Source organism: Afipia sp. GW821-FHT14H12 (assembly GCF_058803465.1).
Window position 1 is genome coordinate 1,972,874 of record NZ_JBXAOZ010000001.1, and the last position, 14,230, is coordinate 1,987,103.

The 14,230-nt window shown below is 61.2% G+C and carries 18 protein-coding genes; 9 read left to right on the forward strand and 9 right to left on the reverse strand.

Annotation, left to right across the window (positions count from 1 at the left end):
* Positions 1–21: 21 nt before the first annotated feature.
* Positions 22–339 (reverse strand): DUF1476 domain-containing protein, encoded by a 318-nt coding sequence (locus AC1RNA_RS09850; protein WP_009336913.1) that lies wholly within the window; start codon positions 337–339, stop codon positions 22–24.
* A gap of 293 nt (positions 340–632) precedes the next feature.
* On the opposite strand from AC1RNA_RS09850, the gene purC reads away from it, so the two are divergent.
* From purC to purL, 4 genes are all read left to right on the forward strand, one after another.
* Positions 633–1,400 carry a phosphoribosylaminoimidazolesuccinocarboxamide synthase gene (gene purC / locus AC1RNA_RS09855; RefSeq protein WP_156186818.1) on the forward strand — a complete coding sequence of 256 codons (768 nt, stop codon included), beginning with the start codon at positions 633–635 and terminating at the stop codon, positions 1,398–1,400.
* 117 nt (positions 1,401–1,517) lie between these two features.
* Entirely contained in the window at positions 1,518–1,760 is a 243-nt protein-coding gene (purS, locus tag AC1RNA_RS09860; protein ID WP_009336908.1) for a phosphoribosylformylglycinamidine synthase subunit PurS, read from the forward strand.
* Between the two features lie 7 nt (positions 1,761–1,767).
* Entirely contained in the window at positions 1,768–2,469 is a 702-nt protein-coding gene (gene purQ, locus AC1RNA_RS09865; protein WP_040297665.1) for a phosphoribosylformylglycinamidine synthase subunit PurQ, read from the forward strand.
* Positions 2,466–4,685: a phosphoribosylformylglycinamidine synthase subunit PurL gene (gene purL, locus AC1RNA_RS09870; RefSeq protein WP_492950978.1), complete on the forward strand. Its 2,220-nt coding sequence runs from the start codon at positions 2,466–2,468 to the stop codon at positions 4,683–4,685. The genes purQ and purL overlap by 4 nt, the downstream gene beginning before the upstream one ends.
* Positions 4,686–4,693: 8 nt before the next feature.
* On the opposite strand, the gene AC1RNA_RS09875 is transcribed toward purL, so the two are convergent.
* Entirely contained in the window at positions 4,694–5,824 is a 1,131-nt protein-coding gene (locus AC1RNA_RS09875; protein ID WP_492950979.1) for an acyltransferase family protein, read from the reverse strand.
* Between the two features lie 37 nt (positions 5,825–5,861).
* Positions 5,862–6,224 carry a DUF427 domain-containing protein gene (locus AC1RNA_RS09880; RefSeq protein ID WP_492950980.1) on the reverse strand — a complete coding sequence of 121 codons (363 nt, stop codon included), beginning with the start codon at positions 6,222–6,224 and terminating at the stop codon, positions 5,862–5,864.
* Positions 6,225–6,357: 133 nt separating this feature from the next.
* Between AC1RNA_RS09880 and AC1RNA_RS09885 the strand changes: the two genes are divergently transcribed.
* Positions 6,358–6,591 (forward strand): BolA family protein, encoded by a 234-nt coding sequence (locus AC1RNA_RS09885; protein ID WP_002715225.1) that lies wholly within the window; start codon positions 6,358–6,360, stop codon positions 6,589–6,591.
* A 24-nt stretch (positions 6,592–6,615) separates the two neighbouring features.
* A complete protein-coding gene (locus AC1RNA_RS09890; RefSeq protein ID WP_492950981.1) occupies positions 6,616–7,794 on the forward strand; it encodes a low temperature requirement protein A in 1,179 nt (392 codons plus the stop codon).
* Here AC1RNA_RS09890 and egtD read toward each other — a convergent pair.
* Complete coding sequence (gene egtD, locus AC1RNA_RS09895) at positions 7,791–8,759, reverse strand: L-histidine N(alpha)-methyltransferase (protein WP_492950982.1); 969 nt, start codon at positions 8,757–8,759, stop codon at positions 7,791–7,793. The two genes, AC1RNA_RS09890 and egtD, sit on opposite strands and share 4 nt — an antisense overlap.
* Before the next feature lie 42 nt (positions 8,760–8,801).
* Positions 8,802–10,049: an ergothioneine biosynthesis protein EgtB gene (gene egtB, locus AC1RNA_RS09900; protein WP_492950983.1), complete on the reverse strand. Its 1,248-nt coding sequence runs from the start codon at positions 10,047–10,049 to the stop codon at positions 8,802–8,804.
* 33 nt (positions 10,050–10,082) lie between these two features.
* Here egtB and AC1RNA_RS09905 point away from each other — a divergent pair, with 33 nt between their 5' ends.
* Entirely contained in the window at positions 10,083–10,274 is a 192-nt protein-coding gene (locus AC1RNA_RS09905) for a hypothetical protein (protein ID WP_492950984.1), read from the forward strand.
* A gap of 41 nt (positions 10,275–10,315) precedes the next feature.
* On the forward strand, positions 10,316–10,651 hold the full coding sequence (gene grxD / locus AC1RNA_RS09910) for a Grx4 family monothiol glutaredoxin (protein ID WP_082157021.1): 336 nt from the start codon (positions 10,316–10,318) through the stop codon (positions 10,649–10,651).
* A 93-nt stretch (positions 10,652–10,744) separates the two neighbouring features.
* Here the strand turns inward: grxD and rpsD are convergent, their stop codons facing one another.
* The 3 genes from rpsD to murI form a co-directional block, all read right to left on the reverse strand.
* Positions 10,745–11,362, reverse strand: coding sequence for a 30S ribosomal protein S4 (gene rpsD, locus AC1RNA_RS09915; RefSeq protein ID WP_009336893.1), 618 nt, complete (start codon positions 11,360–11,362; stop codon positions 10,745–10,747).
* 279 nt (positions 11,363–11,641) lie between these two features.
* Positions 11,642–12,061, reverse strand: a complete 420-nt coding sequence (locus tag AC1RNA_RS09920; protein WP_492950985.1) for a cupin domain-containing protein — start codon at positions 12,059–12,061, stop codon at positions 11,642–11,644.
* Positions 12,062–12,139: 78 nt separating this feature from the next.
* Positions 12,140–12,937, reverse strand: coding sequence for a glutamate racemase (gene murI, locus AC1RNA_RS09925; protein ID WP_492950986.1), 798 nt, complete (start codon positions 12,935–12,937; stop codon positions 12,140–12,142).
* Positions 12,938–13,111: 174 nt separating this feature from the next.
* Between murI and AC1RNA_RS09930 the strand changes: the two genes are divergently transcribed.
* Positions 13,112–13,660, forward strand: a complete 549-nt coding sequence (locus AC1RNA_RS09930) for a cytochrome b (protein ID WP_492950987.1) — start codon at positions 13,112–13,114, stop codon at positions 13,658–13,660.
* 6 nt (positions 13,661–13,666) lie between these two features.
* Here the strand turns inward: AC1RNA_RS09930 and AC1RNA_RS09935 are convergent, their stop codons facing one another.
* Positions 13,667–14,224 carry an RBBP9/YdeN family alpha/beta hydrolase gene (locus AC1RNA_RS09935; protein WP_492950988.1) on the reverse strand — a complete coding sequence of 186 codons (558 nt, stop codon included), beginning with the start codon at positions 14,222–14,224 and terminating at the stop codon, positions 13,667–13,669.
* Positions 14,225–14,230: the final 6 nt, after the last annotated feature.

The window sequence follows — 14,230 nt, forward strand, 5'->3', positions numbered from 1 at the left end:
ACGAATCAATGAGCGGCGAAACTACGTCCCGGCCTTGATCTGGGCCACTGCGACGGCAGCCAGTTCATCCATTTTCATGCGAATCTGCTGTTCCGAAACGCCCTTGTCCGCAAGGTCCCGGGTGACCTTGCCCAACACGTCGCTGTCGCCGGAGACCTCGAAATCGGCGGCTACGACCTCCTTGGCATAGGAGGCGGCTGTGTCGCCGGTCAGGCCGAGCTTTTCGGCCGCCCACAGGCCAAGCAGCTTGTTTCGCCGCGCGATCGCCTTGAACTTTTGTTCCTCGTCGACGGCAAACTTCTTTTCAAAGCCTTCCTCGCGCTTATCGAAACTCGACATATATCTGACCTGCCAGTTGAATCCCGGAATTGGGAGCTCATTTGAATATTGTAGGCGGGGGTGGTTCCCGCAACGTCCCGAAAGGTCGCAGGACGCCGATAAGAAGCCGGTAAAACCCCCGAAAATAGCCGGGGTTGCGTTGTAACAGGGGGACCGATCGGTTAGGTTGCCCGTGAGTCTAGGTTCGCGGTTTGTTTTCGTGGATCAAGGGCTTCGCGGCAGCTCCGCCGCGTGTCGCGTAGAGTTTCGGAGCATCCCGATCCATGGATTTCAACAACACTCGGTACATCCCAATGAGCCGTCGGCGTCGCATCTACGAAGGCAAGGGCAAGGTTCTTTATGAAGGACCGGAGCCTGGCACCCTGATTCAGCATTTCAAGGATGACGCCACCGCGTTCAATGCCAAGAAACACCAGGTCATCGAGGGCAAGGGCGTCCTCAACAACCGGATCTCGGAATACGTTTTTCAGCATTTGAACGAGATCGGCGTGCCGACGCATTTCATCAAGCGGCTCAATATGCGCGAGCAGTTGATCCGGGAGGTCGAGATCGTGCCGCTTGAGGTTGTGGTCCGCAATGTCGCCGCAGGCTCGCTGTCGCAGCGCCTCGGCATCGAGGAGGGCACGCAGCTCCCGCGCTCGATCATCGAGTTCTATTACAAGAACGACCAGCTCGGCGATCCGATGGTGTCCGAAGAACATATCACCGCGTTCGGTTGGGCGACGCCGCAGGAGATCGACGACATCATGGCGCTCGCCATTCGCGTCAACGATTTCCTCTCGGGCGTATTCCTCGGCGTCGGCATCCGTCTCGTCGACTTCAAGATGGAATGCGGCCGCCTCTACGAAAACGAGATGATGCGCATCGTCGTCGCCGACGAGATCTCGCCGGATTCGTGCCGGCTGTGGGACATCAAGTCGAACGAGAAGATGGACAAGGATCGCTTCCGCCGCGATCTCGGCGGACTGCTTGAAGCCTATACCGAAGTCGCCAAGCGCCTCGGCATCCTGATCGAGAACGAGCGTCCGGCTGGTTCCGGCCCGGTGCTGGTGAAGAGCTGATTTCAGACACGTCATTCCGGAACGCGCGTGCTTCACGCGCGGACCCGGAATCCTGAAGTTATTGACGAGATTCCGGATCAACCCGCTGCGCGGCTCGTCCGGAATGACGAGGACAAAATGAAAGCGCGCGTCACGGTTACGCTGAAGAACGGAATTCTCGATCCGCAGGGCAAGGCTATTGAAGGCGCGCTGAAATCGCTTGGCGTCGATGGCATCGCCAGCGTGCGGCAGGGCAAGGTTTTCGACATCGAGGTCGAGGGTGGCGACAGGGTGAAGGCCGAGGCCGCGCTGAAGGCTGCCGCCGACAAGCTGCTCGCCAATACGGTGATCGAGAATTATCGCGTCGAGGTGTTGGGCTAGCCGACCGATGAAATCAGCCGTTCTCGTTTTTCCCGGCATCAATCGCGAGCGCGACATGGCGCGCACGCTGAAGCTCGTCTCGGGCCATGAGCCGAAAATGGTCTGGCACGCCGAGACTGAGTTGCCAGCCGGTACCGATCTCGTCGTCATTCCTGGCGGCTTCTCCTACGGCGATTATCTGCGTTGCGGCGCGATCGCGGCGCGCTCGCCGGTGATGGATGCGGTGCGCGTTTTCGCGGCCAAGGGCGGCCTCGTGCTCGGCGTCTGCAACGGTTTTCAAATTCTGTGCGAGAGCGGGCTTCTGCCAGGCATCCTGATGCGCAATGCGCGGCTGCAATTCGTCTGCCGCGACGTGCATCTGCGCGTCGAGCGCTCGGATACGCCGTTCACGCGCGGCTACAATGCAGGGCAGGTGATCCGCGTGCCGGTGGCGCACGGCGAGGGCAACTACGCCGCCGACACCGAAACGCTGAAGCGTCTCGAAGGCGATGGCCGCGTGCTCTATCGCTACTGTTCGGCCAGCGGCGATGTCGGAGATCTGCATAATTTCAACGGCGCGGCGGCGTCCATCGCGGGCATCGTCAGCGAGAAGGGCAACGTGCTCGGCATGATGCCGCACCCCGAGAACCATGTTGAAGATGTGATGGGCTGCACCGATGGCCGCGGGCTGTTCGCCGGCCTTGCCGCGCATCTGGAGAAAGCGGCGTGACCAAGCCTTTGCGTAACGAGCCTGCCATCACGCCTGAGCTGATTGCGTCTCACGGCCTCAAGCCGGATGAGTACGAGCGCATCCTGAAATTGCTGGGTCGTACGCCGACCTTCACCGAACTCGGCATTTTCTCGGCGATGTGGAACGAGCATTGCTCATACAAATCCTCGCGAATCCATCTGCGGGGCCTCCCGACAAAGGCGCCGTGGGTGATCCAGGGACCGGGCGAGAACGCCGGCGTGATCGATATCGGTGATGGCCTCGCCGTGGTTTTCAAGATGGAGAGCCACAACCACCCGAGCTACATCGAGCCGTATCAGGGCGCGACCACCGGCGTCGGCGGCATCCTGCGCGACGTGTTCACGATGGGCGCGCGGCCTATTGCCTGCCTCAATGCGTTGTCGTTTGGCGCACCGGAGCATCCCAAGACCCGGCATCTGGTGTCCGGAGTGGTTGCAGGTGTCGGCGGTTACGGCAACTCGTTTGGTGTGCCGACGGTCGGCGGGCAGATGCGTTTCCATACCCGCTACGACGGCAATAACCTCGTCAACGCGATGGCGGTCGGCCTCGCGGAAGCCGACAAGATTTTCTATGCGGCGGCAAGCGGCGTGAACATGCCGATCGTTTATCTCGGCTCGAAGACGGGCCGCGACGGCATCCATGGCGCGACCATGGCGTCAGCCGAGTTCGACGATGCCAGCGACGAGAAGCGCCCGACCGTGCAGGTCGGAGATCCGTTCGCTGAAAAGCTGTTGCTGGAAGCCTGCCTTGAGATCATGGAAGCAGGCTGCGTCGTTGCAATTCAGGACATGGGTGCTGCGGGTCTCACATGCTCCGCCGTCGAGATGGGTGCCAAGGGCGACCTCGGCGTCGATCTCGATCTTGATACGGTGCCGACGCGCGAAACCGGCATGAGCGCCTACGAGATGATGCTCTCGGAGAGCCAGGAGCGCATGCTCATGGTGCTCAAGCCCGAGAAGGAGAAACAGGCCGAGGCGATCTTCAAAAAGTGGGGGCTGGACTTCGCCATCGTCGGCTACACCACGCCGAGCCAGCGTTTTGTCGTCAAGCACGGTGGCGACGTGATGGCCGATCTGCCGATCAAGGAGCTGGAATCCGAAGCGCCGCTCTACGATCGCCCGCACGTCGCGAGCGAGCCGCTGCCGATGATCCATGCGCGCGACGTGAAGGCGCCGATGCCTGTGACGGACGCGCTGGTGAAGCTGATCGCGACGCCGGAACTATGCTCGAAGCGTTGGGTGTGGGAACAATACGATCATGTCATCGGCGGCAACACCGTGCAGCGTCCAGGTGGCGATGCGGCGGTGGTGCGCGTGCTCGATGGCCCGAAGGCGCTTGCGCTCACCGTCGACGTGACGCCGCGTTATTGCGAGGCTGATCCCATTGAGGGCGGCAAGCAGGCGGTGGCGGAAGCCTGGCGCAATATCACGGCGGTCGGCGGCAAGCCGCTTGCCATCACCGACAACCTCAATTTCGGCAATCCGGAGCGGCCCGAGATCATGGGCCAGCTTGTCGGCTGCCTGAAGGGCATTGCGCAGGCCTGCGTGGCGCTCGATTTCCCGATCGTGTCCGGAAACGTCTCGCTTTACAACGAAACCAACGGGCGTGGCATCCTCCCGACGCCGTCCATTGGCGGTGTCGGCTTGCTCGACGATTTCCAGAAATCGGCGACGTTGGCCTTCAAGGCTAAGGGCGAGGCGATCCTTCTGATTGGCGACACCCAAGGCTGGCTCGGCCAGTCGGTTTATCTGCGCGACATCTGTGGCCGGGAAGAAGGCGCGCCGCCACCGGTCGATCTTGCCGCCGAGAAGCGCAACGGTGACGTGGTGCGCGGCATGATCAAGAGCGGCACCGCGACCGCCGTTCACGACGTGTCCGACGGCGGCCTGTTGGTCGCGCTTGCGGAAATGGCAATGGCCAGCGGCATCGGCGCGATGCTGGATGCGGCACCTGAGCAGACGCTACCGCATGCGTGGTGGTTCGGTGAGGATCAGGCGCGCTACATCGTGACCGTGCCGGTCGATCATCTGCTGACTGTGATGAGCAAGCTCAAGGCGGTCGGCGTGCCGTGTGCCGAGATCGGCAAGACCGGCGGCGATGCGCTCGTGATCGAAGGCGAAGCGCCGATTGAGATCTCAAAGCTCCAGGAAGGCTTTGAAAGCTGGCTGCCGAACTACATGGCAGGCCGCGACTAAGAGCTTGCCTACAGCACGCGCTTTGCGCCCGGCAGGCTGCGCAAGACCAGCGTTGCGAGCCAGCTCACGCCCAATCCGAACACGAGTGACAGTCCTGCCTTGCTGAAGGCTGAGAGGTCCTTGCCGAGCAGCCAGTGCTGCATCCACAGCACCGGAACGTAGTGGATCAGGAAAATGCCGTAGGCGGAGGGCTGCATGGCGTCGAGCAGCGGCGCGCGGGATTTTTTCGAACCCATGAACCACGCGAGCACCGCGAAGGTCATCGCCGCGCTGAATAGCGGAAATGCGAAGGCATAGGCGATCTCCCACCATTCCGGCAGCATGTCGGGATCGGGAAGGATACCGCGCCGGTAATACACCAGCGCCACGATTGCGCTGTAGGCCGCGAGCGCGGCCAACGCCCAGCGGCCCCATTGCCGCGACAAGGCATTGCCCTCACCAAGAAGCCCACGTTCGGAATGGCCATAACCAATACCCGCACCGAACATGAAGCAGGCCGCATAGAGCAGGACGCGGCTCGCCTGAACCGATAGCGGCCCGAACTCGAACCATTTGCTGGGGCCGAAGCAAAGCCGCATCGGCACATAAGCCAGCGTCGTCACCGCGGCAAAGGCGATGAAAAACACCACTGGCCGCGCATATCCTGAAAGCGACAGGCGATTGATAGGGGCGGGGCTATCGGGGGCGACCCGATAGATCGTCGCCGCCAGCACGTCGAACATCAGCAGTACCCAGACGAACCAGACCGGCCCGCTCGGCCACGGCCCGACTGTCACTGTCTTCCACCAGAACGCGGCAAAGCCGAGGTGATCGGGGCGGCGCAGTTCGAGCGCGTAGTAGGCGAGCGGCATCAGCAACAGTGCCGCCACGGCGAACGGCAGCGCCAGCCGCAGCGCCCGGTCGGCCAGAAACTGGCTTGTCGATTTGCGGCGCAGGCTCGGCCAGACGAACAGGCCGGACAGGAAAAAGAATGCCGCCATGAAGAAGCTGTCGTTGGCGAGAACGATGCCGTCGAAACCGAGCCATGTCTGCGCGTCGGCATGCCCATAATAGGTGTAGGGGATGATCGCGTGATGAATGACGACGAGCACCGTCAGGGCGGTGCGGGCGCGGTCGAGGGCGATATTTCGTCCGGACATGGTCCCCGATAGCAGCGCGGCAAGTTCCGGGCAATTCTCAGGCGGGTAATTCCTCGATTTTCACCCGGTCGGGATAGAACGCCAGATGGCTGGCGATGGCTTTCACCGCATCATGCGGCGTCTCATAGGTCCAGACCGCGTTGTCGAGCGTCTCGCCGCCGGCATGGATGGTAAAATAGCCGGCGGCGCCCTTGTAAGGGCAATGGGTGTGGTGATGGGTGGCGGACAGAAGCGTCATGTCGGCATCGGCCCTTGGAATGTACTGGACCGCCGGATAGGAGGCTTCCTGAAGCACAAGGGCTCTCGCCGTCTCGGCGATCACCTTGCCGCCGGCGGTGATACGCACGCGCCGGGGGTTCAGCGCGATGGTGATGGGGTGATCCGGACCCGGGATTTTCATGGAGCACTCTCCTGTGGGTGCTGGCGATATAGGGACGGTTGCGGCGATTGCCCGCGTGACGCGGTGGCTTGATGGGGCTAGAATCACGCATATCTGATACGCACAGCTTGCAGGCTGGAGAGGAGACCCTGGAATGCCTATGGACGCGCGGGATATCGAAACCATGATCAAGGCGGCGATTCCCGATGCCACAGTCACGATCCGCGACCTCGCCGGAGACGGCGATCACTACGCTGCAACCGTGATTTCGGAATCGTTTCGCGGCAAGTCTCGCGTTCAGCAGCACCAGATCGTCTATCAGTCACTGAAGGGTCAGATGGGCGGCGTGCTGCATGCGCTGGCGCTGCAAACGGGCGTGCCGGAGTAACGCGCTGAGAACGGGCTCGCGGCCATGAGCGCGCCACGCTCTTTTCTGCGCCAGAAAAACCCGCACGGCCATCACCGCGTCACCTATGTCGAACTGTTCTTCGACCTCGTTTTCGTGTTCGCGATCACCCAAATCTCGCACACGCTGCTCGCGCGTTTCACCCCGCTGGGCGTCCTGCAGGTTTTGATCCTGTTCTTTGCGGTGTGGTGGGTGTGGATTTACACCTCCTGGATCACCAACTGGCTTGACCCCGAACGCACGCCGACCCGGCTGATGCTATTCGCAATGATGATCGCGGGCCTGTTGCTCTCGACCTCGATTCCGAAAGCATTCGAGAGCAGGGGACTTGCCTTCGCGCTGGCCTTCGTTGCCATGCAGCTTGGCCGCACGGTGTATTCCGCGTTCGCCGTGCCTGCGTCGGAAACCGCGATGCGGAGGAATCTGTGGCGCATCGCGATCTGGCTCGCCTGCAGCGGCATGTTCTGGATCGCGGGCGGCCTCGTTGAGGGTGCGCTACGTCCCATTTTTTGGTGTATCGCGCTGGCGATCGAATATGCGGGCCCCGCGATGCGTTTTCGCACGCCGGGGCTCGGTGCCTCGTCTTTTCAGGATTGGGATGTCGAAGGCGGCCACATGGCGGAGCGCTGTGCGTCCTTCATCATCATCGCTCTCGGCGAATCCATCGTGGTGACCGGCGCGACTTTCTCCGAGATTTCATGGTCGGCGGTGACGATTGCGGCCTTCATGGTCAGCCTGATCGGCAGCATCGCGATGTGGTGGGTTTATTTCCATCTCGGTGTCGAGGCTGGTGCGAAACAGATCAGTCATTCCGAAGAGAGTGGCCGGTTTGCGCGCATCGCCTACACCTATCTGCATCTGCCGATCGTGCTCGGCATCGTAGTGTCGGCGGTGGGAGACGAAGTGCTGCTGGCGCATCCGCAGGGGCACATGGATGCGAAGACTTCGCTCAGCATCATTGGCGGGCCTCTGCTGTTTCTTCTCGGCACGCTTTTGTTCAAGCACGTCATTCGCGGCATCTATCAACTGTCGCATCTGGTCGGAATAACGCTGCTGGTGCTCCTGTTCGCTGTCGCGCCATACCTCACGCCGCTCACGCTGGCGGCGCTGGTCGCCATCGTCCTGATCGTTGTGGGGGTATGGGAAGCGATTTCGCTTGGCGGGGCGGACCGCGCCGAAGCCTAACCCGCGCGCAACGCGTGGACCGAGAACATGTCCCGCGCGTCAGTCCACACCCTGTCCGGCATCCACCCGGCGCGGCGCGCCAGCTTCTGAAAGCGAGTGACGCTGTATTTATAACTCGACTCGGTGTGGATGCTTTCGTCAGCCCCGAACGAAAAAGTGCGTCCCAGCATGCGGACGGCGTGGGCTTTCCGACTGATCAGATGCATCTCGATGCGGTGCAGATGGTGATTGTAGAGTGCATGATGATCGAAGGTCGCCGGATCGAAATTTGCACCTAACTCGCGATTCATTCGCTCCAGCACGTTGAGATTGAATTTCGCAGTTACGCCGGTTGCGTCGTTATAAGCGGCGTGCAGCGTATCCTCGTCTTTTTCAAGATCGACGCCGATGATCATCGCCGCGCCACGGCCAAGGATCGCCCGCGCGCTGCGCAGGAAGGCTTCGGCGTCTGTCGGGTCGAAATTACCGATGGTCGAGCCGGGAAAAAATCCGACCTTCGGCATATTCTGGATTTCGTGGGGAAGCGGGAAGGCCGTGGTGAAATCAGCAGCTACGGGATAGACCTTGAGTTGCGGATGATCCGAGCGGAGTATCCTGGCTTGCTCCGTGAGGAAATCGCCCGAAATGTCCACCGGCACGTAAGCGCCGAACTCGCAAGTTTCCAGCAACAATCGTACCTTGGTGGTGGCGCCCGCCCCGAATTCCACAAGCGCCGCGTTTTCGGGAATCGAATCTGCGATATCCGTCCCGTGCTCGCGCAGAATGCGGAGCTCCGTGCGTGTCGGGTAGTATTCCGGCAGCAGAGTGATCCGCTCGAATAAATGCGATCCGATCTCGTCGTAGAAATATTTCGGTGAAATTTTCTTAGGGTATTGGCTCAGCCCGGAAATCGCATCCCGCGCGAACGCCGGATCGACAGAACTGGGTTCACGACGCTCAGTTCGCGCGGATACATGAATATTCATGCGTTACTCCGTTTGCAGATATGAATGTGAAGCGCGCTGCGCTCAGGTGGCATAATCCGCAAGCCGCAATCCGGTGAATTGCCAGCGATGATGCGGATAGAAGAAGTTGCGGTAGCTCACGCGTGCATGGCCCTCCGGGGTTGCGACCGAGGAGCCACGCAGCACGTACTGGTTGACCATGAACTTGCCGTTGTATTCGCCAAGGGCGCCTTCGATGGCGCGGTAGCCGGGATAGGGCGCGTAGGACGAGCGTGTCCACTGCCAGACGATGCCATAGGTGTCGTTGAGCTGGCTGGCCCGTGCCGCGACTTCCCATTCCATTTCGGTCGGCAGGTGCTTGCCGCTCCAGCGGGCGAACGCATCCGCCTCATAATAGCTGACGTGGCACACCGGGGCATCGGGATCGACCGGCTTCAATCCGGCGAGTGTCATGATGTGCCACTCGCCCCCGATCTTGCGCCAATGGCCCGGGGCATTCCATTCCTCGCGCTCGACAGCGGCAAAGCCATCCATCAACCACAGCGTGGCGGTGCGGTAGCCGCCGTCATTCATGAAGGCGAGCCATTCCTTGTTAGTGACGAGGCTGCGCGCGATCTTCACCGGACCGACCAGAACCCGGTGCGGCGGCTTTTCGTTGTCGAAATGGAAGCTGTCGCCCTGATGGCCGATCGTGTGAATGCCTTCGTTGAGCATGAACCATGGCTCACCGCCGCGATGGGAGGCGGGAAGCGACCAGTTCTCGTCATAGACGGGTGGAATCGGATTCTGCGCGAAGGCATGGAGGATGTCGGTGTGCATCAACTCCTGATGCTGCTGCTCGTGGTTGAAACCGACCTCCATCAGCGGCGCGATCTCGCGCAGCTTCTCCTCGCCGGCGCTTTCGAGAAAAGCGAGCATCTGCGCATCGACATATTGCCGATAGGCTGAGACGGCCTCGACGCCGGGCCGGGTCAGGTGGCCGCGCTGCGCGCGGGCGTGACGCGGGCCAGCGCTGACGTAGTAGGAGTTGAACAGGAAGGCGTAGTCGGGATGAAAGACCTTGTAGCCCGGCACATGCTGGCCGAGCACAAATTGCTCGAAGAACCATGTGGTGTGGGCGCGATGCCATTTCGCCGGGCTCGCGTCGGGCATCGACTGGATGAGTTGATCCTCGGCGGACAGGTGCGCCGCACGCCGCTCGGTTTCATCGCGAACCGTGCGATAGGCGTTTGAAAGCGTACGGGAGAGGGAGGTTTCGGGAAGTGCCGACGCAACGGACACGCCGGAGGCGGCAGAAGCTCGATTTGTCACGAAAATCTCCGGTTTGGGGAAGGAAACAGTGCTTTGGCAGTTAAGTTCCGGAATGAATTTATCTACGCCCGCGACGGGCGATTGTTATCCGGCGCGGCACACTTCGGCGTGATTTGGGGAAAATGCGCTGTTCTGACCGCAGAAAACCCGCTTTTTGGTGCGATTTCGTTGGATGGACATGCGATTCTGGCTACATATATAGGCGAGGCGGCAGCCTGCCCGTGATCCTGACATCGGAGGCTGGACCCGCGCCAAGGGATATGACGATGAGCATCGAACAATTTATCGAAAGTGAAGTGAAGTCGAACGATGTCGTGCTGTTCATGAAGGGCACGCCGCAGTTTCCGCAGTGCGGGTTTTCAGGACAGGTCGTCCAGATCCTCGATCACGTCGGTGTCCCCTACAAGGGCCTGAACGTTCTCGACTCGACTGATCTGCGCAACGGCATCAAGGAATATTCCAACTGGCCGACCATTCCCCAGCTTTATGTGAAGGGTGAATTCGTTGGCGGCTGCGATATCGTCCGCGAGATGTTCCAGAACGGCGAATTGCAGAAGATGTTTTCCGACAAGGGCGTCTCGGTACGCCAGGCGGCGGGCTAGTTTCTGCTCAACTCATGTTTCGCGCCGGCGATTGGCGCAAAGAAAAAGGCCGCCCGATGAGGCGGCCTTTTGATTTTGCAGTTCGCGCGGAAATTAGCGCGAATAGAATTCGATGATGAGGTGCGGCTCCATCTGAACCGGGAACGGAACTTCCGACAGGTTCGGAACGCGCGTGAACTTCGCGGTCTGCTTGCCGTGATCGACTTCGATGAAGTCCGGCACGTCACGCTCAGCGAGCTGATTGGCTTCCAGCACGGTGGCGAGCTGCTTGGAGGCGTCCTTCACCTCGATGACGTCGCCGACCTTGACCTTGTAGCTCGGGATGTTGACGCGCTTGCCGTTCACCTTGATGTGGCCGTGGTTGATGAACTGGCGCGCGGCGAACATCGTCGGCACGAACTTGGCGCGGTAGACGATGGCGTCGAGGCGGCGCTCGAGCAGGCCGATCAGGTTCTCGCCCGAGTCGCCCTTGAGGCGGGTCGCCTCGACGTAGACGGCGTAGAACTGACGCTCGGAAATGTTGGCGTAATAGCCCTTGAGCTTCTGCTTGGCGCGGAGCTGCGTGCCGAAGTCGGAGAGCTTGCCCTTGCGGCGCTGGCCGTGCTGGCCGGGCCCGTATTCGCGCTTATTGACGGGGCTCTTCGGGCGGCCCCAGATGTTCTGGCCCATACGGCGATCGATTTTATACTTCGCCTCACTGCGCTTAGTCATCGCGTCCTCTTTGCGTTGTTGCGCATGATCTGGTCCGAAAACCGGTATCCACTTTTCGGGATCATGCGCGGTTTGAGTTTTGAGGAAACGCGCCCTCCTGTGTAACCGGGAAATCCCGGATACCGACAGGTCGTCCCCATAAGCCTGACAGGGAAAACCACGGGTCGCGAAACACAACGCGGGCCGAAACGGCCCGCGAGCAGGGGTGTTCTTAAGGAAAAAGTGCCGCCAAGTCAAACGTTTGAGGCCTTGGCGGCAGGGAAAATCCGGCCTGAATTTTTACTTCAGGGGAGCCGGGGAAGCGACCGGCTTGCCTTTCTCAACAATGTAAATCCCTAGCAATTTTAAGGGTTTGCCGGGCGCCACCTTGACGTCATGGGGTGCATTGGGAGGCACCTGGATGACGACGCCGGGTTTCAGCGCCTGATCCGGCTTGCCGTCGACGATGAGTGTGCCTTCTCCCTCCAGCACATAGCTGACGTCGTAACCGGGATGGGTGTGGCGGCCTGCACTCGCGGTTCCCGCGGCAATTTCCGCGATCGCCTCGACCACATGATAGTTGCCTTGCAGATCAACATCCTGCAACGGCGTGCGTTTGATGGCCGAGGCCGCCGGAGCCGGTGCCATAGCTGTCTGTGCATTGGCCACGCTCATGCTGGCCAGCGCGATCGAAAAACAAAGTATCGTACCCTTCAACATGGACGTTCTCCCTCGTGCTGCCCTCTCCTGGGGCAGATGCATGAAGGCTAGCAGCGCGGTGAAAGGAAGAAAAAGAACTTAGGCGTGATCCAGGGCCTGTGCGCCGAAGAACGGTTGCAGCGCTCTCATCAGTGCAGGCGAGGGAGACTTGCCCGACGTGAATAAAAATTTGGCGGGGGCTGGAATATTTTCGCTCTCCGATTTGTCGAGCAGGCTTTCGACGCGCCGCGCGATGGCGGGCGAGGGATCGATCCAGTCAACCGTCCAGGGCGCGATGCGCCGGATCTGCTCCAGCAGCAGCGGATAATGGGTGCAGGCCAGCACGACGGTATCGGTGCGAGGAGAGCCCTCGATGAAGCAGGGTGCGATCTCGGTAAGAACGGCGTCGTCGCTCACGCTCTCGCCGCGCAAGGCGGCTTCCGCCAGCGTGGCGAGGTTTCCCGCGCCGACGAGCGTCACCTCGCAATCGTGCGCAAAATCGGCGATCAGTTTCTTGGTGTACTCGCGCTTCACCGTGCCGCGCGTGCCGAGCACGGAGACCCGCTTCGTCTTCGAGGAGGCGCAGGCGGGCTTGATCGCGGGCACGGTGCCGACGAAGGGAACGGAATAGGCCTTGCGCAGGTGATCCATCACCAGCGTCGAGGCGGTGTTGCAGGCGATGACGACGAGATCGGGGGTGTGGCGCTCGATCAGGTCGCCGATCAGCGGCACGACGCGCGCGATGATCGCGCTTTCCTCATGCCGGCCGTAGGGGAAGAAGGCGTCGTCGGCCACATAGGTATAGGCGGCGTCTGGGCGGGCCGTGGTGATTTCGCGCAGCACCGTCAGGCCGCCGAGGCCGGAATCGAATACGAGGATGGCGGGCGGCTTCGACACGAAAAGAATATAGCTGGTCGTTGGTTAGGAATGAGTTGCACAGGCGGATGGCGTCAGTCTGTGCAGGATAACGCTATACTCTTATTTAGAGTAATTCCAAGCCGTTACTCGGCAGCTCGCTTGTTCCTGCCTTTCTTCTATGGCTTCTCCTCGGTTTAACCGGCGGTGGACAAGATGCTGAACACGACACGATCCTGGGGCGCGGTGGCGCGGGTATTCCATTGGGTGCTCGGCGCCGCCATCATCGGCATGATCGCCTATGGCTGGTGGATGAACAATTTTCCGGCGCGGGCGGATCGTTTTTTCTATCGCTCGATCCATGCCGATATCGGTTATCTCGTGCTGCTGTTCACGGCGCTGCGGTTGATCTGGAAGGTCTTTAATCCGACGCCTGCGTTGCCTGCCGGTGCGCCGGTCTGGGAGCGGGCGTTCGCTCGCCTCAACCAGTGGTCGCTCTATGTGCTGACCTTCGTCGTGGTGATGCTCGGCTGGGCGCATTCAGGCGCGCACAAGCCGGATTATGCGGATTTTTTCGGCCTGTTCCGGGTGCCGCAGTTCACGGTCGAGAACCGGCAGAATGCGGGTGACTTCGAGCATTGGCACATCTATGCGGCTTATGTGCTGCTGGCGCTGATCGCACTGCATGTCCTCGGAGCGCTCTACCATCGCTTCATCAAGAAGGACGGTGTGCTGGAGCGGATGGTCGACGGCAGGGTGCAGTAGGCGCCATCAAACCCGGTTGAGCAGTCGTCCGAGTAGCACCAGCCCCTGCGGCCAAAGCCCCAGGCGCGATGCTCCGTTGATGTGGCCAAGTTCCCCGGCATCATGGAAAGCCGAGTCCCAGTCCGAGGCGAGCGCACGGGCACGCTCCAACGTCACGAACGGATCGTTGCTGCTCGCAACCGTGATGGTCGGCACGGGAAGGGGCTTGCGCGGCAGCGGTGCGAAATTCCGAACCGCGTCTGGCGTGTGCTCGGGCGACCCCACATCGGAGGGCGCGACGAGGAACGCACCCTTCACGCGCCCCGGTGCGCGCGAGGTGAGCCAGTGCACCGCGAGCGCGACTCCGAGGCTGTGAGCGATCAGGACGGCGGGGCGCTTGCCTTGCGCGACGGCCTGATCGAGCCGCGCCAGCCAGTCGGCCAGTTGCGGAGTGTCCCAGTCGTCCTGCAGCACACGCGAAGCATTCGGGAATGCCATCGACCAATGCGACTGCCAGTGGTCGACCCCGGAATTGGTCAGGCCGGGGAGGATCAGAAAATCGAAGGCCTCGCAGGACGGGATCATGGCGCG

Coding starts and splice junctions, on each gene's coding strand:
- AC1RNA_RS09890 (WP_492950981.1), top strand. CDS start 6,616: ATGAGCGCGCCACGCTCTTTTCTGCGCCAGAAAAACCCGCACGGCCAT.
- AC1RNA_RS09880 (WP_492950980.1), bottom strand. CDS start 6,224: ATGAAAATCCCGGGTCCGGATCACCCCATCACCATCGCGCTGAACCCC.
- AC1RNA_RS09885 (WP_002715225.1), top strand. CDS start 6,358: ATGCCTATGGACGCGCGGGATATCGAAACCATGATCAAGGCGGCGATT.
- purC (WP_156186818.1), top strand. CDS start 633: ATGAGCCGTCGGCGTCGCATCTACGAAGGCAAGGGCAAGGTTCTTTAT.
- AC1RNA_RS09875 (WP_492950979.1), bottom strand. CDS start 5,824: ATGTCCGGACGAAATATCGCCCTCGACCGCGCCCGCACCGCCCTGACG.
- egtD (WP_492950982.1), bottom strand. CDS start 8,759: ATGAATATTCATGTATCCGCGCGAACTGAGCGTCGTGAACCCAGTTCT.
- grxD (WP_082157021.1), top strand. CDS start 10,316: ATGAGCATCGAACAATTTATCGAAAGTGAAGTGAAGTCGAACGATGTC.
- rpsD (WP_009336893.1), bottom strand. CDS start 11,362: ATGACTAAGCGCAGTGAGGCGAAGTATAAAATCGATCGCCGTATGGGC.
- AC1RNA_RS09920 (WP_492950985.1), bottom strand. CDS start 12,061: ATGTTGAAGGGTACGATACTTTGTTTTTCGATCGCGCTGGCCAGCATG.
- AC1RNA_RS09930 (WP_492950987.1), top strand. CDS start 13,112: ATGCTGAACACGACACGATCCTGGGGCGCGGTGGCGCGGGTATTCCAT.
- AC1RNA_RS09850 (WP_009336913.1), bottom strand. CDS start 339: ATGTCGAGTTTCGATAAGCGCGAGGAAGGCTTTGAAAAGAAGTTTGCC.
- purS (WP_009336908.1), top strand. CDS start 1,518: ATGAAAGCGCGCGTCACGGTTACGCTGAAGAACGGAATTCTCGATCCG.
- AC1RNA_RS09935 (WP_492950988.1), bottom strand. CDS start 14,224: ATGATCCCGTCCTGCGAGGCCTTCGATTTTCTGATCCTCCCCGGCCTG.
- purQ (WP_040297665.1), top strand. CDS start 1,768: ATGAAATCAGCCGTTCTCGTTTTTCCCGGCATCAATCGCGAGCGCGAC.